The following is a 21,029-nucleotide window of genomic DNA, read 5'->3' on the forward strand; positions in this document are numbered from 1 at the left end:
GTGCCAGTAGACCGCGGTGGCGGCGAAGCCGAGCCGGGCACCGCGCAGCCGCATGCTCAGGCCCTCGACCCCGAGGCCGCCCGGAGGTAGCGCTCGCCGACGGCCCGCGCCTCCTCCACCAGCTCGGGTGGGTCGAGCACGTCGAAGTCCACGTCGAGCAGGCCGAGGTAGAGGGCGAGCACCCGGAGGCTGTCGCTGCCCGTGCGGAACTCGCAGTGGTCGTCGTCGATCGGCTCGACCGTGCCCATCGTGGGTGTGATGCGGTGTGCGATCGCCGCCGCGGACGTGTGCAGGCGGATGCGGGCCTGGTGCGGCCACACCGCCCACCCCGCGCCCCGGGTGACGTACCCCGCCAGGTCGGGGTCCGGCGGCTCGCGCGGGGCGAAGCGCGGACCCGTCGGGATGCGCGGGGTGATCCGGTCCGCGCGGAAGGTGCGCCAGTCGCCCCGGTCGACGTCCCACGCTACGAGGTACCAGCGGCGTCCGGTGTGGACGAGCCGGTGCGGCTCGGTGTCACGCCTGCTGGTCGTGCCGTGGCGATCGGCGTAGTCGAAGCGCAGCCGCAGATGGTCGCGCGCCGCGGTGGCCACGGCCGTGAGCACCTCGGCCGCGACGGTGGGGCCCGTCCCCGGCACCTGCACCACGGCCTGGGCGAGTGTGGTGACGCGGTGGCGCAGCCGCGTGGGCAATACGTGCTCCAGCTTGGCCAGGGCGCGCACCGACGTCTCCTCGATGCCGCCGACGGAGCCGCCCGCGGCCGAGCGCAACCCCACCGCCACCGCTACGGCCTCCTCGTCGTCGAGCAGGAGCGGCGGGAGCGTGGCGCCCGCGCCCAGCCGGTAGGCCCCCGGAGGGGCCAGGGGTGGCGCTGACCGGGTAGCCCAGCTCGCGTAGCCGCTCCACATCGTTGCGGACCGTGCGGGCGCTGACCTCGAGGCGGCGGGCCAGCTCCGGCCCGGTCCAGTCGCCGCGGGCCTGCAGCAGCGACAGCAACCGGAGCAGCCGTGCGGACGTCGGCAACATCCGTCGATGTTCGCACGAAGATGCGGAACAAAACTTGCCGCATTGCTCCGTAGCGTCCTCGTCATGGACACGAACTCGCAGATCAGGCCCTTCCGCATCGACGTCCCGCAGCCCGAACTCGATGACCTGCGCGACCGGCTGGCCCGTACCCGCTGGCCGCGCGAGCTGCCCGGCGTCGGGTGGGAGCGGGGCACGCCGGTGGGCTACCTGCGTGAGTTGGCCGGGTACTGGCGCGACGGGTTCGACTGGCGCGCGCAGGAGGCGCGGCTCAACCGCTTCCCGCAGTTCACCACCGAGATCCACGGCCAGGAGATCCACTTCCTGCATGTCCGCTCGCCCGAGCCGGACGCGCTCCCGCTGCTGGTGAGCCACGGCTGGCCGAGCACAGTGGTGGAGTTCGAGAAGATCATCGACCCGCTCACCGACCCGCGGGCCTACGGGGGCGATCCCCGCGACGCCTTCCACCTGGTCGTGCCCACCCTGCCCGGCTTCGGGTTCTCCCCGCCGGTCACGGAGGTCGGGTGGGGCCTGCCGCGCACGGTCGCCGCCTACGCCGAGCTGATGCGCCGCCTGGGATACGAGCGCTACGGCACCCAGGGCGGTGACATCGGAGCGGGCGTGGCGGGGATGCTCGCGGGCGCGTCGCCGGGTGCGGTGGTCGGCATCCACATGAACGGGCCGACGAACTTCGGGCCTGCGCCGGACGAGTCGACGCTCACCGAGGTGGAGAAGGACCGCCTGCGCCGCAGTGCGGAGTCCGAGGTGCACGGCTCGGGCTACCTGACTCTGCAGTCGAACCAGCCCTCGACGATCGGGGTCGCCCTGAACGACTCGCCGGTCGCGCAGCTCGCGTGGATCGTCGAGAAGTTCCAGGCCTGGACGGACCCGGCGAGGAAGCTGCCCGAGGACGCCGTGGACCGCGACCAGCTGCTCACATCGGTGACGGCCACCTGGTTCTCGGGCGCGGGCGCGTCGTCCGCCCAGTTCGTCTACGAGAGCATGAACGGCGAGCACGCCTGGTCGCTCGCCGAGGGCGCCCCGCAGGTGTGGGACGCTCCGGTCGTGCCGACGGCGGTGGCGGTCTTCGGGGCCGACCTCTCGATCCGGTCGATGATCGACCAGGGCAACGTCACGCGCTGGACCGAATACGAGTCCGGCGGCCACTTCCCGGCGATGGAGGTGCCGGAGATCCTGGTGGACGACGTGCGCGCGTTCTTCTCGGACCTGCGGTAACGACCGGCGTCCCGGTGCTCGGGCGGCGCGCTGCCCGAGCGAGCCCGTCGGTTGCCGTCAGCTCACGAGGACGGGCAGCTCCACCAGCGCGTTCATGAGCAAGGCCGGACTGCGGGCGGGCTCGGCTCCCGGGTCGGCGAGCCGCAACCCGGGGAACCGCGCCAGGAGGGAGCCGATCCCGATCCGGCCTTCGAGCCGCGCGAGCGGTGCGCCGAGGCAGTGGTGCAGCCCGTGGCCGAATGCGAGGTGCTGGGTGGAGGTTCGGGTGATGTCGAGGCGGTCGGCGTCGTCGTACCGGTGGGGGTCGCGGTTGGCGGCGAGCAGCGCGGGGAGCACCACCTCGCCCGCCGGGATCGTGACGCCCGCGACCTCCACCGGCGCGGCCGTGACGGACGGGATCGGCACCTGTAGCGGCCCGTCGAAGCGCAGCAGCTCCTCCACCGCGGCGGGCAGCCGCTCGGGCTCGGCGCGCAGCAGTGCGAGCTGGTCGGAATGCGTGAGCAGGGCGTAGGTGCCGTTGCACAGGAGGTTGACGGTGGTCTCGTGCCCGGCGACGAGGAGCAGGAACACCATGGAGGTCAGCTCGTCTTCCGACAGCCGGTCGCTGCCGTCGCGGGCCGTGACGAGCCCCGAGAGCAGGTCGTCGCCGGGTTCGGCGCGCTTCTCCGCGATGAGCGTGCGGACGTAGGCGACCATCTCGGTCGCCGCGGCGATGTAGGTGTCGGCCGGGTGCACGGCCCCGTTCACGGTGATCGACGACCAGTGCCGGAAGTCGCCCTGGTGCGCCGTAGGCACCCCGAGCAGCTCGGTGATCACGGTGATCGGCAGCGGGTAGCCGAACCGGGCCACCAGGTCGACCGGCTCACCACCGGCGCCCGCCGCGGCCAGGTCGTCGAGCAGGCCGTCGGTGATCTCCTGGATCCGCGGCGTCAGCGCCTCGATCCGGCGCTGGGTGAAGGCCGCCGACACGAGCTTGCGCAACCTTGTGTGGTCGGGCGGGTTGGCGCCGAGCAGGTGCGTCTGCATAGCGGCCTGGACGTCGGGTGGGGTGGAGTCCATGTGGGGCCCGCCGGCCGTCTTGACGACGGCCGGGTGGGCGAGCAGCTCGCGGGCCTCCGCGTAGCCGGTGACCACCCAGGCCGGGACGCCGGTGAACAGCATGACGTGGCGCACGGGCCCGGACGCGGCCAGCTCGCGGAACGCGAGATGCCTCGCCGGGCCGGTGGTCTCCGTGAACGGGGAGGGAACGCTCTCTACCGGCACCTCACCGACAGTAGCGGCGGACGGTCAGAAGTCGCCGCCGAAATCGCCGAAGCCGCCGCCCATGTCGCCGCCGCCCATGTCTCCACCGCCCATGTCGCCGCCCATGTCTCCGCCGCCCATGTCTCCGCCCATGTCGCCGCCGTCCATCGCGGCGCCGTCCTGGAAGCCGTCGGCGTACGCGACCCCGGCCATCCCGGAGAACATCGCGCTGAACAACAGGGCCGAGCCGAGGCCCCACGCGCCCGCGACGAGCGCCGGCTTCCACCACGGCTCCGAGTACCAGCCCTGCGGCACCGGCCGGCCGGCGACCACGCCGCCGGGGTAGTAGTGCGGGTTACGGTCGGACGGGGACGGGGCGGCGCTGTACGAGTGGCCCTCCACATCTACGTCCCGCATTTCGCTCACCGCGCCGGCGCGCTGCTGGCCGGGGAGCGGCGGCAGGTCGGGGCCGGGGTCGAGCCCCATGGCCGAGCGCGCGGCGCGCACGTAGTACAGCCCCTCGTAGGCGGTCTCGGTGACCTGGCGCGCCTGGGCGGCACTGCGCGCCTGCTCCATCTGCGAGCCCGCCGCGTTGTAGCGCTCGGCGGCGTCGGCGAGAGCCTGCTTGGACGGCTCGTCGGTGCCCACGAGGTTCAGCACCTGCCCGCCCAGCCGCTCGACCCACCGGCGCGCCTCGGACTTCGCGTCCTCCAGTTCCCGCGCCTGTGCTGCCGCCCGCTGGCGGAACAGCCACATCGCACCGGCGACGACCAGAAGGAGGACCACGACCGTCAGGATCGTGCCCGTCACCCGAACCACCCTTTTTCCCGTGAGAAACCCGACGCACTCGTCAACGGACAAAAGACCCGCTGCGTTCCCCTAGCTTAGGCGGCCCGCACTACGCTCCGGCCGTGGCCGAGCAGAAGCCCATCGAATGCTGGATGACCGACATGGACGGTGTCCTCGTGCACGAGGGCAGGCTGATCCCGGGCGCCGACGCCTTCATCAGACGCCTGCGCGAGACCGACAAGCCGTTCCTTGTGCTCACCAACAACTCGATCTACACGCCGCGCGACCTCCAGTTCCGGCTGCGCACCAGCGGCATCGACCTCCCGGTCGATTCGATCTGGACCTCGGCGCTCGCCACCGCCACGTTCCTCGACGACCAGCGGCCGCAGGGCAGCGCGTACGTCGTCGGCGAGGCCGGGCTCACCACCGCGCTCCACGAGATCGGCTACGTCCTCACCGACAACATGCCCGACTACGTGGTGCTCGGCGAGACCCGCACGTACAGCTTCGAGGCCGTGACGACGGCGATCCGGCTGATCAAGCGGGGCGCGCGGTTCGTCGCCACCAACCCCGACCCGACCGGGCCGTCCAGTGAGGGGGTGTTGCCGGCCACCGGGTCAGTCGCCGCGCTCATCAGCCGGGCAACCGGCGTGGACCCGTACTTCATCGGGAAGCCCAACCCGCTGATGATGCGGGCCGCGCTCAATCGGCTGCAGGCCCACTCCGAGACGACTGCGATGGTCGGCGACCGCATGGACACCGACATCGTGGCGGGCTTGGAAGCCGGCATGCGCACGGTGCTCGTGCTGACCGGGATCATGCGGGCCGAGGAGGTCGAGCGGTTCCCCTACCGGCCCAACCGCGTGGTGTCCTCGATCGCTGACCTGATCGACGAGATCTAGGAGAGTCGTTCAGGGCGCTCCTCTAGGCCGGGACCTGCTGCCGAGTCCACGCCGGTGGGCACACCGGCGCGGACCCGGGGCCGGTTGAGGAGGGGTTCACCGGCCAGGACGCCTGTAGCGTCCCCGCCCGTCCACTCGGGGCGCGCTGGACGTGTGTTACCACCGGGTTCACCCGCACGACCGTGCGATCCCTGAAAATGACAGTGATGTGTTTTAGCATCGCAGGCGTGGACACGACGAACACGACCGGCTGGTGGGGTTGCACCGGGTGCGGCGTCGAGGCCGAGTTGCCCGTGGTCGCCACCTCTGGCTGCGAGGTCCCCTGTCCCGACTGCGGCTCCCCGATGGGCGAGCAATGGCAGTGGGAGGCCGCGGCCGCCTGACCGGCTCCCGGATCAGCCGGCGCGCAGGTCGAGCGCGTAGTCCTGCCCTACGAGATCCACCCCGAAGCTGTGGTGCGGGGCTTCCGCCACCAGGCGGAAGCCCGCGGCGAGGTAGATGCGGCGGGCCGCGGCGAGCACGTCGTTCGTCCAGAGCCGCAAACGTTCGTAGCCCGCCTCCCGGGCGAACGCGGTGCAGGTGTCGACGAGCCGCGTGCCGAGCCCGTGTCCCCGCGCGTCGGGGTGCACCAGCAGGATGCGGAGACTGGCCGCGTCGAGCTCGTCGCCTTGCACGCAGAACACGCAGCCGACGCGTTTGCCGTCGAGCTCGGCGATCCAGGCCTGCTCGCGCGCCGGGTCCTGTTTGGCCGCGAAGTCGGCAACGATCCGGGCCACCAACGCCTCGAACGAGGTGTCCCAGCCGAACTCGCGCGCGTACAGCTCGCCGTGCGCGGTCACCACCCAGCCGAGGTCACCCGGCCGTCCGAGCGGGCGAATCTGTATGCCACCCACGACTACCCCTTCACTGAAACGACTGTTTCAGTCAGACTGGCCCGGTGACCGCCGAAGCGCAAGTCCCTTCAGCCCGTCAGGAGGAGCTCCTGGAGCTCGCCTACCACTACGCGCTGCGGCACGGGCTGGCCGGGATCTCGCTGCGGCCGCTCGCGGAGGCGATCGGGTCGAGCCCGCGGGTGCTGCTCTACCTCTTCGGCTCGAAGGACGGGCTCGTGCAGGCCCTGCTCGCCCGGTCGCGCACCGAGGAGCTCGCGCTGCTGGCCGAGGTGCGCGCCCAAGGCGGCGGCGCGGCCGATGCCGTCGGGCGGCTGTGGGAGTGGCTCGCCGAACCCCGGCGCGCCGACCTGCTCCGCCTCTGGGCGGAGGGCTACGCGCGCTCCCTCGTCGAGCCTGACGGGCCGTGGGCGGGGTTCGCGGCCCGCAGTGTGGAGGACTGGCTCGCCGTGCTCGCCGACGTCCTCGGGCCGGGCCACGACCCCGCCGAGCCGACGGCCCTGCTCGCCGTACTGCGTGGCGGCATGCTCGACCTGCTCGCCACCGGTGACGCCGAACGCACCACGGCGGGCGTTCGGCGTCAGGTGGCTGCGCTCATCCCGGGAAGTGGGACTTCGTGATCACCCCGTGGACGCCGACCGTGCGGTCCACGACCTGCGAGATCGTGAAGTCCGCGGCCGCCGACAGGTACGCGTACGCGGTCGGGCGGTCCATGCCCTGGTCGTGCTCCAGGAAGTCGAGAGCGTTCACCACGGCCCGCCGCATCGCCACGTCCAGATCGTTGATCTGCCCGTTCGCCGCGCCGTCCGGGTCGGAGAGGCCGATCGGCACCCACGCGTCCGGGGTCTCCGCGAAGGGGTAGCGGTAGGCCACCGACGGCGCGTCGCCGGAGCCAGGCTTGCACACCGTGAGGCGGAAGGTCGCCCGCAGCGACCCCTCCAGCGCTGTGAGCGCGACCTCGCCGTCACCCATCGACAGGTGCGGGTCGCCGACGTAGAACAGCGCGCCCTCGCCGTGCACCGGCAGGTAGAACGCGGAGCCCGGCCCGAGCAGCCGGATGTCGATGTTGCCGCCGCCGAGCGTCGGCGGAATCGAGTTGAGCTCCGGTGCCGTCTCACTCGGCGCCGCGGTGTGCGCCACCCCCATCGTCCCCATGAACGGGCGCAGCGGGAAGGCGACCTCGCGGTCCCCGAACGGCATCACCCCGACCGCGCCGCGCTTGCCGTCGCGGATCTCGGTGAAGACCGAGACGTTGCCGTAGGCCATGGGGTTCTTCGTCGCCCGCCCGTCGGTGGCGATCGGGGGCATGACCTCGGCCGGGTTGATCCCGGCCGGGGCGCCCCCGTCCGCGGTGCGCGCCAGCGCGCCCTTGCCGTGCCGGCTCGAGACCACCCCGTACGGCACGCGCGGCAGCGCCGAGAGCGTCTCCACCTTCAACACGTCACCGGGGTGCGCGCCCTCCACGAACACCGGCCCGGTGATCACGTGCGGCCCGTCGACGTCGAAGTTGCGCGGTGTCCGGGTGTAGCCGCTCGCAATCGCGACGGCGTCGTCGAGCACCCCGTTCTTGCCGACCCCGTGGCCGCCGAAATACGCGACCGGGTCGCGGCCCTGGTCCTCGAGGATGCCCTCGTGGGAGACGGTGTCGATCGTGACCGTCTCGCCGGAGGCGATCGTGAGCGAAGGGGCCGCGCCGATCGCCGGCACGTAACCCCAGCGGACGGCCTCCGGCTTCGACTCCAGGTAGTGGTCGCCGTCGATCGGGCCGGAGCCGGGCTGCAGCGGGGAGTCGGGCACCGGGGTGCCCTTCGCGGTGGGCAGCGGGCGGCCGGCGGCGGAGAGCAGCCCGGCGCCCGCGGTCGTCGCGGTGACCGCCGTGGCGGCGCGGAGGAAGCCGCGCCTGCCGATGCCGCGAACGATGAGGTCACGTGCTGTTGCGGGGTCGGGGAGCGTCATGGCCGGATCGTCCTGGCGCAAGATCACGATTGGGTTACCCGAGATGTCAGACGAGTGACGTTGTCTGATCGGTGGCCGGGACGCGCTCGAGGAACGGTGAGAGCAACTCGGGCACCGCCGTCTCGGCGACGGCGAGGCCAGTGCTCGTGCCGGCGTCGTGGATCGCGTAGGCGCCTGCGCCGGCCGCGGTCGTCGCCCAAACCGTGACGAGACCGGCGTGGCGCTGGAAGCGCGACTGCCGCACCGACCAGCCGATGATCCCCCGCCGCTGCAAGGCGACCGTCGACCGCCGCACCGTTCCGCTGCGGGTGACGAGGTAGCCGCCGGTGATCCCGTGCCCGAGGCTGCGGTAGGCGTCGAGCGCGAGCACCACGGCGACCGGCGCCAGCACAACGGCGCTGATCCAGGCGATGTGCAGCAGCACGTCGGTGAGCAGGACACCCAGCACCACGAGCGGCGCCTCGAACACGACGACGGTGGCGAGCGCCCAGCGCAGCCTGCGCCCCCTGGCCGCCGCCGGGTGGGCGGTGAGCTGCACCGATGCTATCGGCGCCACTGGCTCCCGCAGCACGGCCGCCGCCACCCGGTCGGCGACGGCCTTCGGCGCGGCCGGGAGCAGCGTGCGGTGGTCGGTCTTGTCGTCCTCGGCCTTCGCGACCATGCCGGTGGCCACGGCGTCCACCCGCGCGGCCCCGGCCAGCCGGGCCCCCAGCGGCTCGACGACGTCCACGCCGCGCAGCCGCGACTCCTCGATCGAGATCGACCGGGTGGTGGAGAGCCCACGGCGCACGCGCAGGGTGCCGCCCGGCTCGCGCTCCAGCCGGTAGCTCCACCACATCTCGACCCACAGCCCAAGCGCCGCGACCACGCCGATCACGAGCGCGACCACCGTCAGGATCGCGATCGCCGTGACGAGCGGGACGTCGCGGAACAGCCCGGTGACGTACCCGATGACGCTGTTCTGCGGGCCGAACCAGTCGGACACGTTCAGTACGAGGCCGAACGCGCTCCCGCCCAGCAGCGGCGCCATGAACGACAGCGGGGCGTAGCGGATCCACGCCCGGTCAAGCTTGGCGAGCAGTCCCTCGCTGCCGGCCTCCGCCGTGGCGGCGTGGCGCAGGAGCGCGCGCCGCAGGCCGTCGGCGACATCCCGGCGGACGGGCCGCAGCGCGACCGCGCCCTCGCCGGAGCTGCTCTGATCGCCGGTGCCGATCCGGACGGTGACCAGCCCGAACACGCGGAGCAGCGGATCGGCCGTGACGTCGACGGTGCGGATCCGGTTGCGCTGCAGCGAGCGGCGCTTGCGGACGAGCACCCCGCTGCGCACCTCGACGCGATCGTCGCCGATGCGGTAGCGGGTGATGCGCCAGCGCAGGAAGTCGGCCGCGGCGCCGGCCGCGATGAGCAGCGCCGCTCCCGGCAGCACCCATATCAGGGCAGTCGCCACGGAGGTTGCGCCGGCGATGCCGTACCCCGTGGGCAGGCCAGCGGTGACCGCGACGCCGGCCATCAGCAACGCGGTGACGGCGACCGTCCGGCGGTCGAGCCGCTCCCACTCGCCACTCACGTGGCGTCCCCGGGGGTGGCCTGGGTCGTGGCGGTCAGGCGTTCGGCGAGGTCCTCGGCGAGTTCGTGGTCGAGGCCCGCGATCTTCACCGCACCCTTCGCCGACGCCGTCGTCACTGTGACCGTCGCGAGCCCGAACCGCTGCTCCAGCGGCCCGCGCTGCGAGTCCACGGTCTGGATGCGCGACATCGGGGCCACCCGCCACTCCTGGAAGAACCAGCCGGTGCGCGTGTAGACGGCGTCGCCGGTGACCTCCCAGCGGTGGTGGCGGAACCACAGCCGCGGCAGCGCCAGTGTCATCGGGACGCCGACCAGCGCGATCACCGCAGCGGGCAGCAGCAGCCAGAACCGGGCGGGCGGGATGAGCAGACCCAGCACCGCCAGCACCGCCACCGGCGGCGCGAACAGCAGCGCGAGGCTGCTCCTCCACCAGCCGACGGCCCGCGGATCCACCTGGTTGCGCGGCGGGCGGAGCCGCAGCTCCCCGCCATGCGCGAGCGTCGTCGCCATGTCCGTCCCCCCGAATACCGTTGGCAATGCGTTCGCATCGTATGAGGAGGGCCGCCTTCCGCCGACCGTCGGCGAGATCGTGCGCACGTCGCTGCTCGAAGTCCTGCCCACCGCGACGTCCGCCCTGAGAAACGCGGGGTCTGGTGGTCACCTGGGTCGCGCGGACCGTCGACAAGGGCTGAGCGCCAGGTGAGCGCCGATTCAGTGAGCGATGCGGGAGCCGCGCCCGACCATCACGACACACCGCGCGTGTCTGGACCGCGGCGGTTGCACCGGCACCCCGCCCGCTCCACAGTGGCACTGGTGCGACTCGAGAACATCGTGTGGGACGCCCGTGACCCCCACCGGCTCGGCCAGTTCTGGGCGGCCGCCCTCGGCGCGGAGCCGATCACGAACGAGCCGGACGCCGTTGAGGCTCGGTTACGCCTCACCGACGACGTCTTCCTCGATCTCTGCTTCCAGCGTGTGGCCTCGCCCTCTGCCTCACCGGCCCGCCTGCATCCCGACCTCTTTGGCGGTGCGCGGCAGCAGGAGGTCGTGCAGCGCCTGCTCGACCTCGGCGCCGAGCACGCCGACATCGGTCAAGGCGCGGTGCCCTGGGTGGTCCTCACTGACCCCGAAGGCAACGCCTTCTGCGTGATGGAGGACCGCGAGGTCTACCGCGACACCGGACCCATCGCCGCGTTGCCACTCGACAGCGCCGATCCGGACAGGGACGCCGCGTTCTGGACGGAGATCACCGGCTGGGTGCCGTGGGCGGAGATACCCGGGGCAACGACGCTGCGCCACCCGTCCGGCGTCGGCCCACTACTCGAGCTCTGCCATGAGCCCGAGCCCAAGCGCGGAAAGAACCGACTGCACCTCGACGTGCGCCGCGACGCCGGGGACAACCACATCGTCGAGCGCGTCCTGGAGTGGGGAGCCACCCCGCTCACCGACCCATCCGACCATCCCTGGCTCGTGTTCGCCGATCCCTCCGGCAACGAGTTCTGCATTCTGGGCCAGCAGCCCTGAGACAGCACCCGTCGACGAGACCACTGGCGGGTTGACACAGGCCGGGGGCCGGCTCGTCGTGCTGGGCGAGCGCAGCGCCGCCGACGCCACCGCGGACGACTACCTGGACCGGCTCTTCTTGTCGGAGTCCTGACGCGCCTCCCGGTCGGCCGGCGTGGTTAGATGTGCTCGGTCGTTCAGTTTCGGTGTACGTGTGATGCACGCCCGCGGGAACAGGTTGGTGGGTGAGATGCGGCGTCACACAGGCGCAGTCTCTCTCTCGCCAGGGCCGGCCGGGACGCGCACGGTGTGCGTCCCACCGTCTGCTAGGAGCACATCGCATGGCACAGGGAACTGTGAAGTGGTTCAACGGCGAGAAGGGCTTCGGCTTCATCTCGGTCGACGGGGGCGGCGCTGACGTCTTCGTGCACTACTCCGAGATCGACGCCGGGGGCTTCCGCAGCCTCGACGAGGGGCAGCGCGTCGAGTTCGAGATCGGCCAGGGCGCCAAGGGTCCCCAGGCCACCGGCGTCCGCGTCGTCTGAGCCACCCCAGTACCACCAGGAGCCCGCTTCCCCTTCCGGGGAGGCGGGTTCCTGCCTTTCCGGGCTCAGAGTGCGTGGCCGGTGGTGCTGTGGACGTGGGCGGGGAGTTCGCCCTCGTGCCGGTCGCCCGTGGTCGACGTGCCGCTCGGCTCGAACATGAGGATGGATCCGCCCGGCGACGACGGCTTGTGCTTCGTGCCCTTCGGCACGACGAAGGTGTCACCCTGCCGCAGCACCACGGTCCGCTCGCCGTCGACCTCGCGCAGGGCGATGTCGAACCGCCCTTCGAGGACGAGGAAGAACTCGTCGGTGTCCTCGTGGACGTGCCACACGTGCTCGCCGTCGGTGTGGGCGATGCGGACGTCGTAGTTGTTCATGCGCGCGACGATGCGCGGGCTGTAGACGTCGTCGAAGGAGGCGAGGGCTCGTGTCAGGTTGACGGGATCGGCGGTCATCCCCCGATCGTCACCCTGCCGGCAGGTGCCGGTCTTGTACGTTCTCAGCTGCTTCGGGCGGCGGTCGGCTCCGGCGCATCGAGTCTCTGTGTCAGACCGTCCGACGCGCACCTCGCCGCGCCACAGGAGTGAGCGCCCGTTGCGACGCGGCTGCTACATGTCGCCGGTCCGAGCGGCCCGGAAGATCGACCGGACCAGCTCTACCTGGTCGGGGTGGCGGGATTTGAACCCACGGCCCCTCGCTCCCAAAGCGAGTGCGCTACCAAGCTGCGCCACACCCCGTACGGAGGGGATTGTAGGTGCTGATCCGGGCGAGCCGGACGTCGAGCCCCAGACGTGCGCCCGGACGCGGCAGGTGCGCGGCAGGCGGCACGGGCACCGGCTCGACATGGGGGCGGGGGTTGTCCGCTACGCTGGCACTCGGTCCCGGCGGTAGGCGGGACCACGCGGGCGTAGCTCAATGGTAGAGCCCCAGTCTTCCAAACTGGCTACGCGGGTTCGATTCCCGTCGCCCGCTCCACGCTCTACCAGCACAAACGTAGTCGACAAGATCGCTTTAGGCGTTCGTGTGGCACTACATGTGGCACGAACCGCGCTATCGTCGCCGTATGGCGGGTCGTCCTGGCACCGTTCGATGTGCTCGCGCAGCACGGCGACGCTCGCGGGGTCGAGCGCTATCCGCCGTTGCTGGTGGGTCTTCAGATCGCCCTCGGCCCAGCCACCTGGTATCCGACTTATCGCGCGTCGCAACCACAGCGTCTCGCGGCCCTCGGCCAAATCAACCAGGGAGAGGCGGATCGCGCACAGCTCGCCGCGTCGGACACCGGTCGTCATAGCCGTCCAGACGAGCGTGCCCCAGTCGGGATCGCGCCACGACTCGTTCACGATCCGGGCCGCCTGCTCGGCCGTCGGCGGCTGCGGGTTCGGTTTCGGCGCGGCCGGGGGCTCGGCCTGCGTGGCCGGGTTCGTACTCACCCACCGCCAGCGGATGGCCCGTTTGTAGGCACCGGACACAATGAAGTGAATGTGCCGGATCGTCGTCGCGGCCAGCGGCCGGCACTGGTGCAGACCGCAGCGGCCATCGCAGTCGTGTGGGCCCTGGACTCGATGATCGATGCTCCGGCGACCCGGGCAGCGGCTCCGACACCGGCGCAGCTCGCCGTAGAACGAGTCCAGAATCTCGGCGTCGAGCTGGCCGACTTTCAGGTGACCGAGGCACGGCGAGATGTGGTTGCGTTACGTGGCCGCGGTAGAGCTCCAGCGTGTCCAGGCGCGCGCCGCCGCGCTCGGGTTGACGCTTCCCCCCGACGCCTTCCTGTTCTCCGGCTCGCCCGGCTCCTTCCTCACACCCGACAGCGTCACCCAGCGGTACGACCGGATGGTGACCCGCCTGGGCATCGGTACCACCCTTCACAAGCTCCGGCACTACTCGGCAACCGAGCTGATCGCCGGCGGGGTCGACCCGCGGACGGTCGCAGGGCGACTCGGCCACGGCGGCGGCGGGACGACGACCCTCAAGACGTACACAGCATGGGTGGCGGAGGCGGACCAGCGCGCTGCGAAGGGTCTCGGCGCGGGTATGCCGCGGCGGCCGGCCGAGATGGACCCGGCAGAGCGGATCCGTTCGAAGCCTCGATACCCCTACGAGATCGTCGCCTCCGCACTCGCCCGCCAGATCGCCGAAGGGGCACTCCCAGTCGGCTCGGACGTTCCGTCAGCCGCAGATCTCGCCGACAAGCACGATGTGTCACTGGCCACCGCGAACCGGTCGCTCGCGCTCGTGCGCGACTGGGGGCTGCTGGAGCGTGACGGGCGGTACCGGCTGCGCGTCGCCGATCTGGCCGACGTACAGCAGGACGCGGAGGCGCCAGCGGCCGGTTCGGTCACCGCCCGGTTGTCCGATTCCGAAGGCGACATCCTGCTTGACCTCACGATCCGGCACTGCGGGGGCGTGGTTGCGCGGTTCTCCTCTGTCGTCGACCCACGCAATGCAGGCGAGCTGCAGCAGGTCCTCACGGACGCGGTCCTGCGGCGCGGGGGTGACATCGGCGCCCTGAACGAGTACGAGATGGACGTGCATCGCGCGGACGAGACTGAGCCGATGGTGACGTTCGTCGCGAGTCGACGAACAGCGTGACGTGCCCGCTGGACCGGGGCGGGCCGAGCCCGTCATCGCCGCGCCTGGTGGTCACGACCAGGAATAGCAGCCCGAGATGGAGGCCCGAGGTTACTGGCTGAGCAGGTCGCCCTTGCTGAGCAATTCAATGGAGACCGGTGCGACCGGATGTCGCCTTGCCGCGTGGGGTGCCGGATGTGACCGGTGCCAAACGCACCTAGCTCCGTGCTGGTTGCACATCGACCTACTCCTACGGGCGTACCTGTTGCCCTCCTGTCGACACTGCGAACCAGAGATTAGAAGGGGCTTGCAGCGCTATTACAGGCTCCTCACCAGCGTATTCGCGTCGCTCGGGGTGCTCGATGGGGCACTCCGTGGACATCGCGTGACGCTGTTTGGCTCCACGAATGGCTCCATGAAGTCGATCAAGCGGCTTCACCTTTCTGGATGCTACGCAGCCGTCGCCGGTGCCGTGCCGAGCCGACTGACTCAGCGATCACCCGCGCGGCTGCATGTTGGTTGCGAGCCGCGACGTGCTCACTGGACGCGAGGTGCGCGAGCGCGAGATCCATTCGAGGGCCCGCTTCCGCCCGGCTGAACTCGGCGTCGTGAGCCGGAGAGTGCGTCGGTGAGGACGCGGACGGCGTCGGGGTGGCCGAAGCGGGCGAGGCGTGGCCGCGCCAGCGGGCGAGATGGATCGAGTCGAGCGCGAGGTACGGCCCGTCCTCGTCGCGCTCGTGCCTCGCTGGGCGGTCGGTGTGGTGTGACGCCGGTCGGCCAAACACCCGTGTCCGGCCGACCGGGATCACACCCGATTCACAGCGTGGAGATCAACCCGCCGTCGATGACGACGTCGGCGCCGGTGATGTTTCCGCCGCGGGCGCCGGCGAGCAGCGCGACGACGTCGGCTACCTCCTCCGCCCGGGTGAACCGGCCGGTGGGTGCCGCGCCGGCTTGCTGCTTCACCACGGAGGCGGCGTCGGTCCCGCCGACGGTCCTGGCGACGCCGTGCTCGCCGAGCCACAGGTCGGTCTCGACCGGGCCGGGGCTGACGGTGTTGATCCGGATACCGCGGGGGCCGAATTCCTTGGACAGTGACTTCGACAGGTTCGCCAGCGCGCCCTTCACCGCGCTGTAGTCGATCACCCCGGGGTCGGGCAGGAAGGAGTTGACCGAGGCCACGGTGACGATCGTGGACGGGGCGCGCTCCAGCAGGTGGGGGAGGGCGGCCCGGAGGGCGCGGACCGCCGGCAGGAAGTTGATGCCCCAGGACCAGGCCCAGTCGTCGTCGGTGACGGAGAGGAAGCCGTCGAGTCGGGGGCGGACGGCGCCGACGTTGTTGACCAGGACGTCGAGGCCGCCGAAGGTGTCGACCGCCTCCCTGACCAGCCGGGCGGGGCCGTTGGGCTCGGTGAGGTCGACCGCCACCGGGTGGACCCGGTCGGGGTGCCGGCGGGCGAGCTCGGTCAGCTCGGCGCCGGTGCTGCGGGCGCCGGCGGCGACGTGCACGCCCTCGGCGACGAGGGTCCGGGTGACGGCCAGGCCGATCCCCCGGCTGGCCCCGGTGACGACGGCGACCTTCCCGGACAGTTCGAGGTCCATCAGAGGTCCTGCTTGGTCAGCCAGGTCAGCACGGTGTCGGCGACGTCGCGCCAGCCGCTGTCGATGGTCAGCGAGTGCGCCCGGTCGGGCAGGTCGATCAGGTCGGTGACGGCGTCGGAGTGTCGGTACTGCTTGAGCGTGGCGCGGGTGACCGACTCCGGGACGGTGTGGTCCTCGCCGCCGGAGATCAGCAGCAGCGGCCCGCGCACCTCGTTCGCGGTGTCGACCTTGGCCGGCGAGTGCGGGTCGAAGTTGGCCGCCGCCGCCTCGAAGAGGGGCTTGCCGGGGGCCGGGATCGTCCAGCGCTCGTAGAGGGCCAGCGACTCCTGTTCGGAGACGGTGTTGGCGAACGCGAACCGGAACTGCTCGGCGGTCAGGGAGACCGCGCGGTGCCGGTTGGCGGGGTTGCGGAACACCGGCAGGGTTGCGCGCAGCGCCGAGAGCGGCAGCGGCAGCACGCCCTTGATCTGCGCGGCGTCGATCGCGACGGCGGCGAGCGCGCGGTCCTGGCCGAGCAGCTTCTGGGCGATCATGCCGCCGAACGAGTGCCCGACCAGGATCGGCTTGCTCGGCAGCGCGTCGATGAGGGCGGCGAAGTGCGCGACGACGTCGTCGATGCCGTGGTCGGCGATGCTGTCCGGATTCGCGCGGGATGCCTCGACGGTGTCGGCGTCACCGGGCCAGCCGGGGGCCTGCGGCGCGTAGCCGGCCTGCCGGAACAACGCGATCCACGGGTCCCAGGAGCTGGCGTGCAGCCAGAGCCCGTGGATGAACAGGACCGGGGTGTCGGTCATGGTGCTGCCTCTCAGGGGGTGGGGGGCGGGCCGGCGACGAGCAGCCCGTAGGTGGCGGCCGAGGCGACGACGGCCTCGATGTCGAACGGGGCCGGGGTGTCGTCGCCGGGGACGACGAGCGTGCCGTTGATGGAGAAGTGCTCGTCCAGGCCGGAGGGCAGGTAGACCGCGGCCAACCGGGCCCGCGGGGAGCGGACCAGGTAGCTGTGCGGGACCCCGCGGGGGCCGAAGGCGACCTGACCGGCCTCCAGGTCGTGCTGCTCCGCGTCGAGGAAGAACGTGATGCGCCCGTCCAGGACGACCCACAGCTCGTCCTCGCGCTCGTGCACGTGCAGCGGCGGGGCCGCGTCCTTCGGGTCGTCGAAGGTCAGCACGCTCAGCTTGCCGCCGGTCGCGGCGCCGGGGACGGTCACCTGGACCTTGCCGCCCAGGTACCAGAAGGGGTGATCGGTGTTCACGGCTGAACGCTAGGAGCGGCTGCACCGCCGTCGCGTACGTCAGGTGACGGTGCCGTCCCCGATCACCGCGCCGAGGTCGGCGCGGGAGCTCACGCCGAGCTTGGGGAAGATCCGGTACAGGTGGGTGCTGATGGTCCGGCGGGACAGGTAGAGCCGCTCGCCGATCTCCCGGTTCGAGAGGCCGGCGGCGGCGAGCCGGGCGATCTGCAGCTCCTGCGGGGTGAGCCGGTCGCCGACGTCGACGGGACGCCGGCGGCTCGTCTCCCCGGAGGCCCGCAGCTCCTGGCGGGCGCGCTCACCCCACGGCACCAGCCCGAGCGCGTCGAAGGTGTCGCGGGCCGCGCGCAGGAGCGGGCGCGATTCGGCAGGCCGGCGCTGGCGGCGCAGCCACGACCCGTAGGCGAGCTGCGCGCGGCTGCGCGCGAACGGCCACCCGGCCAGCTCGACGAGCAGGGCCGCGAACAGGGGCTCGGCGTCCGGGTCCGGGGCCAGGACGGCGCGGGCGAAGCGCAGCCCGGCCTGCAGCGCGGGCGACGGGGTGCGCATCCCCTCGGACTCCATCTCCGCGACGATGGCGCGGACCTCGTCCTGGCGGCCGGCGAACGCGGCGGACTCGCTGACGAAGCAGATCGCCGAGCAGCGGTGGCCGAGGTGGAAGGCCGGGTCGGCGCGGTCGAAGAGGCGGCGGAACTCGTCGAAGGCGTCGCTGTAGCGGCCGGTGCCCAGCGCGGACAGCCCCCGGGCGAGCTGCACCGTCGCCAGGACGGGGCGGGCGGCGACCGGGACGGCGGCCAGCTCGGCGGCGGCGGCGAGGCGGTCGGCGTCGTCGTGGTGGCCGCGCAGTGCGGCGGTCGCCGCCTCGTAGGCCTGGCCGAGCGCCAGCAGGTTGGGCTGCGAGGTCTCCTCGGCCAGCCGCGTCGCCTCGGCGGCGGCCGGTATCGCGGTGGGGAGGTCGCCCAGGTGCACCGCGCTGTTCGCCTGGCTGAGCAGGGTCCGGGCCAGCAGACCGATCCGGCCCTGGGCGCGCAGCTGCGCGGCGGCGGCGGTGTGCACCGCCAGCGCGACGTCGAAGGCGCCGACCGCCATCGCCGCGTTGCCGAGCAGCCGGGCCGCGGGGGCGTCGCCGTCGGGCATCGGCAGCGGGACCAACCGCTCGACGACGGTCGAGCCGCGGTCGATCGGAGCGGCGAACGCCAGCACCGCCAGCAGCCGCGGGTCGCGCGGGTCGCAGGGCACGGTGTCGGCCGCCGCGGCGACCCGCCGCCGCACGCCATCGCCCAGCTCGGACCAGAAGCAGCGCTGGGCCGCCGCCCACAGCAGCCGCAGTGCCAGGTCGACCTCGCCCGCGACGGCTTCCTCCTCGGCCCGGTCGGCGAGCTGGACCGCGCCTTCGGCCGGGTCGCGGATGCCGTCGTCGAAGACGTCCTCGATCCAGGTCATCCGGGCCCGCAGCGACACCGTCAGCTCCAGCGGTGCGACCTCGCGCAGCAGGTGGGCCACGGTGTCGCGGCGGCCGAGTTCGGTGGCGAGCTCGGCGGCGCGCAGCAACCGCGCCGCCCGAGCGGAGGGGTCCGGCGTCAGCTGGGCGGCGCGCTCCAGGGCGGCGACCGCGGCCTCGACCCCGCCCCGGCGCACCGCCCGGGTCGCGGCCGCGTCGAGCCCCGCCGCGATCGCCTCGTCCGGCCCGGAGCTTGCCGCGGCGTGGTGCCAGATGTGCCGGTCGGGGTCGTCCACGAGCGCGTCGGCCAGCGCCGTGTGGGCTTCCTGGAGCCGGGTGGGGCGCGCAGCCTGCCGGATCGCGGAGCGCATCAGGGGGTGCCGGAAGTCCAGCCGATCGTCGGTGATCGCGACGAGCCCGGCGGAGACCGCCGGGGCCAGCTCGTCGGCCGTAACGCCCGCACCGAGCAGCGTCGTGGCCGCCCGCACGACCTCGGCGACGCCGCCGGCCTCGTCGAGGGCGGCGACGAGCAGCAGGGTGCGGGTCGCCGCCGGCAGGGCCACGGCGCGCTGCCCGAACGCGTGCTCGAGCCGTTCCGTCAGCGGCAGCCACTGCGGTGGCCGCGCCTCCGCGTCGAGCGCCCCCAGCGCCACCGGCAGCTCGACCAGGGCGAGCGGGTTGCCCGCGGCTTCGGCCAACACGCGAGCGCGCATCGCGGGCGACAGCCCGGCCGCGCGGGAGTCGAGCAGCGCCGCCGAGGCGTCCGCGTCGAGCCCGGTCAGGGCCAGCTCGTCCAGGCCGGCGGCGTCGAGGGGGGTGCGGGCGCCGTCCCGGGTCGCGACCAGCACCGCGATCGGCTCGGGCCCCAATCGGCGGGCGACGAACGCGAGCACCTCCGCGCTCGGCGGGTCGAGCCATTGCGCGTCGTCGACCACGACGAGCACCGCAGCCCCGTTCGCGACGTCGCCGAGCAGCGTGAGCGCGGCCAGCGCGATCAGGAACAGGTCCGGCGGCGATCCGGCGCCGGTCCCGAGGGCCGTGCCCATCGCCGCGCGCTGCGGTCCGGGTAGGCGTTCGACCAGGTCCAGGACGGGCCGCAGCAGCTGGTGCAGGCCGGCGAACGGCAGCCGCGCCTCGGACTCGACCCCGGTGGTGGATAGCACCCGCAGGCCCCGGGCCTTCGCGATCGGCACGAGGTCGGCCAGCAACGCCGACTTGCCGATCCCGGCCCCGCCCCGCACGATCAGTGCTGCCCCGGCGGTCCCGAGGCCGTCGAGCAGCTCGCGCAGCCTCCGGGCCTCGGTCGTGCGCCCGTACAGGACGGTCCCGGCCACTTCGAGCACACTACGCTCGCCCGAGGTGGATCAGCAGGACGATCCCGCTCGTCGACCTCGGCCTGCATGCGGGTCCGGGCCTTCTCGGCCAGCTTCGCTGCGTCCTTGCCGGCTGGGATGACCTCGGAGAGGTAGTGGCGCTTGCCGGAGATCGGGTCGATGCCCGCGTAGACGCGTACCCGCAGCGAGCCGCTGGGCAGCGCCTCGATCTCGCCGCGCGGGCGCCTGCGTCGCGTGGAGCCGGAGGGCGGCATAGAAGGTACAGCGGCTCGCTCCACGGATGGCTCCATGTGAAGCCTCCGACGCAGCGGATCATGCCTCTGACCTGGTGCCCCCGGCAGTGCCCCCGGCAGGATTCGAACCTGCGACCCAGAGATTCCGAGACCGTGTCTCCGGACGGTGCCGACTGCCACCAGACGGTGCCGCTGAGCTGCGCGGACGCCTTCGACGTCTGTCCGATGCATCGCGTCGGTCCTGACTGTTCCCGGTAGGAAACGTGGGATGCGATCTTGGACCGTCTACCCCGGGTTCGGCCCACACCTCCCCGGCCTCGCTCGTACTGTCCGCCCTGCTCGTCGCGGCGGTGTGTCCAGGGCAGGCGCAGCCCATCGCGTAGCGACGCCGCAGGCGCCCTGCACTCCGCCGACGCGACGTGGACGAGCGATGGCCGAGGGACCGAGACTTGCTCATGGCTTGCCGCGGGCGGTGCTCTCCTCTCGGCGCGCCGAGACGGCTACCGGCCCGAGGGGCGAGGCACAAGGCGGGAAGGCGTACCTTCCACCCCGCCCCTGCCCGGCAGGGTTCCACCCGCGCCGAGGAGATCAACCACTAGCACCCGGCTTGAGGACAAGAAACGAGCCGCGCGGACTATGCACGGACGCGGGCGGTGGGTATGCGGCTCCGCCGTTGAGTGGCAGCCCGAGGCGCCCTTGCCCGGCTACCGAACTGGTCAGGATCGGCCAGCTGTGGCACGGGATGTGGCACGAAACGTAGTGAGCTGGAGCGTTTCGGGGCTACCCGCGAGGTCGCCGCGGTGGGCGTTGTTGCTGGTAGAGGCTGTGGTTCATGCGGAGTGGCTGTCTTCCAAACTGGCTACGCGGGTTCGATTCCCGTCGCCCGCTCCGACGGTTCTACCAGCAACAACGGCGGCCTTCCCGATCATGGGAGGGGTCGCCGTTCGCTG

18 protein-coding genes, 2 tRNA genes and 1 pseudogene are annotated in these 21,029 nt (G+C 72.3%); 8 read left to right on the top strand and 13 right to left on the bottom strand.

Annotation, left to right across the window (positions count from 1 at the left end):
* Nucleotides 1-56 precede the first annotated feature (56 nt).
* Nucleotides 57-1,023 (bottom strand): annotated as a pseudogene (locus ABD143_RS28325) (helix-turn-helix transcriptional regulator).
* A gap of 63 nt (nucleotides 1,024-1,086) precedes the next feature.
* Here ABD143_RS28325 and ABD143_RS28330 point away from each other — a divergent pair.
* Nucleotides 1,087-2,256: an epoxide hydrolase family protein gene (locus ABD143_RS28330; RefSeq protein ID WP_343984496.1), complete on the top strand. Its 1,170-nt coding sequence runs from the start codon at nucleotides 1,087-1,089 to the stop codon at nucleotides 2,254-2,256.
* A gap of 57 nt (nucleotides 2,257-2,313) precedes the next feature.
* On the opposite strand, the gene ABD143_RS28335 is transcribed toward ABD143_RS28330, so the two are convergent.
* Both ABD143_RS28335 and ABD143_RS28340 read right to left on the bottom strand, forming a co-directional pair.
* Nucleotides 2,314-3,519 carry a cytochrome P450 family protein gene (locus ABD143_RS28335; RefSeq protein ID WP_343984497.1) on the bottom strand — a complete coding sequence of 402 codons (1,206 nt, stop codon included), beginning with the start codon at nucleotides 3,517-3,519 and terminating at the stop codon, nucleotides 2,314-2,316.
* Between the two features lie 24 nt (nucleotides 3,520-3,543).
* On the bottom strand, nucleotides 3,544-4,254 hold the full coding sequence (locus ABD143_RS28340; RefSeq protein ID WP_379660014.1) for a hypothetical protein: 711 nt from the start codon (nucleotides 4,252-4,254) through the stop codon (nucleotides 3,544-3,546).
* Nucleotides 4,255-4,439: 185 nt separating this feature from the next.
* On the opposite strand from ABD143_RS28340, the gene ABD143_RS28345 reads away from it, so the two are divergent.
* Complete coding sequence (locus ABD143_RS28345; protein ID WP_343984531.1) at nucleotides 4,440-5,189, top strand: HAD-IIA family hydrolase; 750 nt, start codon at nucleotides 4,440-4,442, stop codon at nucleotides 5,187-5,189.
* A gap of 227 nt (nucleotides 5,190-5,416) precedes the next feature.
* Nucleotides 5,417-5,572, top strand: coding sequence for a hypothetical protein (locus ABD143_RS28350; protein WP_343984499.1), 156 nt, complete (start codon nucleotides 5,417-5,419; stop codon nucleotides 5,570-5,572).
* A gap of 12 nt (nucleotides 5,573-5,584) precedes the next feature.
* Here ABD143_RS28350 and ABD143_RS28355 read toward each other — a convergent pair whose 3' ends face one another.
* Nucleotides 5,585-6,082, bottom strand: a complete 498-nt coding sequence (locus ABD143_RS28355) for a GNAT family N-acetyltransferase (protein ID WP_343984500.1) — start codon at nucleotides 6,080-6,082, stop codon at nucleotides 5,585-5,587.
* Nucleotides 6,083-6,126: 44 nt separating this feature from the next.
* On the opposite strand from ABD143_RS28355, the gene ABD143_RS28360 reads away from it, so the two are divergent.
* Entirely contained in the window at nucleotides 6,127-6,699 is a 573-nt protein-coding gene (locus tag ABD143_RS28360; protein WP_343984501.1) for a TetR/AcrR family transcriptional regulator, read from the top strand.
* Here ABD143_RS28360 and ABD143_RS28365 read toward each other — a convergent pair.
* From ABD143_RS28365 to ABD143_RS28375, 3 genes are read right to left on the bottom strand one after another with little or no spacing between them, the layout of a single operon-like run.
* On the bottom strand, nucleotides 6,674-8,035 hold the full coding sequence (locus ABD143_RS28365; RefSeq protein WP_343984502.1) for an acetamidase/formamidase family protein: 1,362 nt from the start codon (nucleotides 8,033-8,035) through the stop codon (nucleotides 6,674-6,676). The two genes, ABD143_RS28360 and ABD143_RS28365, sit on opposite strands and share 26 nt — an antisense overlap.
* Before the next feature lie 46 nt (nucleotides 8,036-8,081).
* Nucleotides 8,082-9,545, bottom strand: coding sequence for a PH domain-containing protein (locus tag ABD143_RS28370; protein WP_343984532.1), 1,464 nt, complete (start codon nucleotides 9,543-9,545; stop codon nucleotides 8,082-8,084).
* Nucleotides 9,546-9,598: 53 nt separating this feature from the next.
* Nucleotides 9,599-10,111, bottom strand: coding sequence for a PH domain-containing protein (locus tag ABD143_RS28375; protein ID WP_343984503.1), 513 nt, complete (start codon nucleotides 10,109-10,111; stop codon nucleotides 9,599-9,601).
* Nucleotides 10,112-10,414: 303 nt separating this feature from the next.
* On the opposite strand from ABD143_RS28375, the gene ABD143_RS28380 reads away from it, so the two are divergent.
* Both ABD143_RS28380 and ABD143_RS28385 read left to right on the top strand, forming a co-directional pair.
* Nucleotides 10,415-11,125, top strand: a complete 711-nt coding sequence (locus ABD143_RS28380) for a VOC family protein (RefSeq protein WP_343984504.1) — start codon at nucleotides 10,415-10,417, stop codon at nucleotides 11,123-11,125.
* Between the two features lie 320 nt (nucleotides 11,126-11,445).
* Nucleotides 11,446-11,649, top strand: a complete 204-nt coding sequence (locus ABD143_RS28385) for a cold-shock protein (RefSeq protein ID WP_343984505.1) — start codon at nucleotides 11,446-11,448, stop codon at nucleotides 11,647-11,649.
* Nucleotides 11,650-11,714: 65 nt separating this feature from the next.
* Here the strand turns inward: ABD143_RS28385 and ABD143_RS28390 are convergent, their stop codons facing one another.
* Both ABD143_RS28390 and ABD143_RS28395 read right to left on the bottom strand, forming a co-directional pair.
* Nucleotides 11,715-12,104, bottom strand: coding sequence for a cupin domain-containing protein (locus ABD143_RS28390; RefSeq protein WP_343984506.1), 390 nt, complete (start codon nucleotides 12,102-12,104; stop codon nucleotides 11,715-11,717).
* A 205-nt stretch (nucleotides 12,105-12,309) separates the two neighbouring features.
* A tRNA-Pro gene (locus ABD143_RS28395) sits at nucleotides 12,310-12,386 on the bottom strand.
* 164 nt (nucleotides 12,387-12,550) lie between these two features.
* Between ABD143_RS28395 and ABD143_RS28400 the strand changes: the two genes are divergently transcribed.
* Both ABD143_RS28400 and ABD143_RS28405 read left to right on the top strand, forming a co-directional pair.
* Nucleotides 12,551-12,624 (top strand) — tRNA-Gly (locus tag ABD143_RS28400).
* Nucleotides 12,625-13,344: 720 nt separating this feature from the next.
* On the top strand, nucleotides 13,345-14,241 hold the full coding sequence (locus tag ABD143_RS28405; RefSeq protein ID WP_343984507.1) for a tyrosine-type recombinase/integrase: 897 nt from the start codon (nucleotides 13,345-13,347) through the stop codon (nucleotides 14,239-14,241).
* Between the two features lie 795 nt (nucleotides 14,242-15,036).
* On the opposite strand, the gene ABD143_RS28410 is transcribed toward ABD143_RS28405, so the two are convergent.
* The 4 genes from ABD143_RS28410 to ABD143_RS28425 are packed head-to-tail and all read right to left on the bottom strand — an operon-like array spanning nucleotide 15,037 to nucleotide 19,846.
* A complete protein-coding gene (locus tag ABD143_RS28410) occupies nucleotides 15,037-15,822 on the bottom strand; it encodes an SDR family NAD(P)-dependent oxidoreductase (RefSeq protein ID WP_343984508.1) in 786 nt (261 codons plus the stop codon).
* The gene (locus ABD143_RS28415) at nucleotides 15,822-16,616 is read right to left on the bottom strand and encodes an alpha/beta hydrolase (protein WP_343984509.1); all 795 of its coding nucleotides are present in this window, start codon (nucleotides 16,614-16,616) and stop codon (nucleotides 15,822-15,824) included. Before ABD143_RS28415 ends, ABD143_RS28410 begins: the two co-directional genes overlap by 1 nt.
* A gap of 11 nt (nucleotides 16,617-16,627) precedes the next feature.
* On the bottom strand, nucleotides 16,628-17,074 hold the full coding sequence (locus tag ABD143_RS28420) for a cupin domain-containing protein (RefSeq protein ID WP_343984510.1): 447 nt from the start codon (nucleotides 17,072-17,074) through the stop codon (nucleotides 16,628-16,630).
* 39 nt (nucleotides 17,075-17,113) lie between these two features.
* On the bottom strand, nucleotides 17,114-19,846 hold the full coding sequence (locus ABD143_RS28425; RefSeq protein ID WP_343984511.1) for an AAA family ATPase: 2,733 nt from the start codon (nucleotides 19,844-19,846) through the stop codon (nucleotides 17,114-17,116).
* Nucleotides 19,847-21,029 lie beyond the last annotated feature (1,183 nt).

The sequence above is a fragment of the Pseudonocardia aurantiaca genome (genome assembly GCF_039526725.1).
Classification (GTDB): domain Bacteria; phylum Actinomycetota; class Actinomycetes; order Mycobacteriales; family Pseudonocardiaceae; genus Pseudonocardia; species Pseudonocardia aurantiaca.

Coding starts and splice junctions, on each gene's coding strand:
- ABD143_RS28330 (WP_343984496.1), top strand. CDS start 1,087: ATGGACACGAACTCGCAGATCAGGCCCTTCCGCATCGACGTCCCGCAG.
- ABD143_RS28340 (WP_379660014.1), bottom strand. CDS start 4,254: ATGTGGCTGTTCCGCCAGCGGGCGGCAGCACAGGCGCGGGAACTGGAG.
- ABD143_RS28345 (WP_343984531.1), top strand. CDS start 4,440: ATGACCGACATGGACGGTGTCCTCGTGCACGAGGGCAGGCTGATCCCG.
- ABD143_RS28365 (WP_343984502.1), bottom strand. CDS start 8,035: ATGACGCTCCCCGACCCCGCAACAGCACGTGACCTCATCGTTCGCGGC.
- ABD143_RS28370 (WP_343984532.1), bottom strand. CDS start 9,545: ATGGCCGGCGTCGCGGTCACCGCTGGCCTGCCCACGGGGTACGGCATC.
- ABD143_RS28375 (WP_343984503.1), bottom strand. CDS start 10,111: ATGGCGACGACGCTCGCGCATGGCGGGGAGCTGCGGCTCCGCCCGCCG.
- ABD143_RS28385 (WP_343984505.1), top strand. CDS start 11,446: ATGGCACAGGGAACTGTGAAGTGGTTCAACGGCGAGAAGGGCTTCGGC.
- ABD143_RS28390 (WP_343984506.1), bottom strand. CDS start 12,104: ATGACCGCCGATCCCGTCAACCTGACACGAGCCCTCGCCTCCTTCGAC.
- ABD143_RS28410 (WP_343984508.1), bottom strand. CDS start 15,822: ATGGACCTCGAACTGTCCGGGAAGGTCGCCGTCGTCACCGGGGCCAGC.
- ABD143_RS28415 (WP_343984509.1), bottom strand. CDS start 16,616: ATGACCGACACCCCGGTCCTGTTCATCCACGGGCTCTGGCTGCACGCC.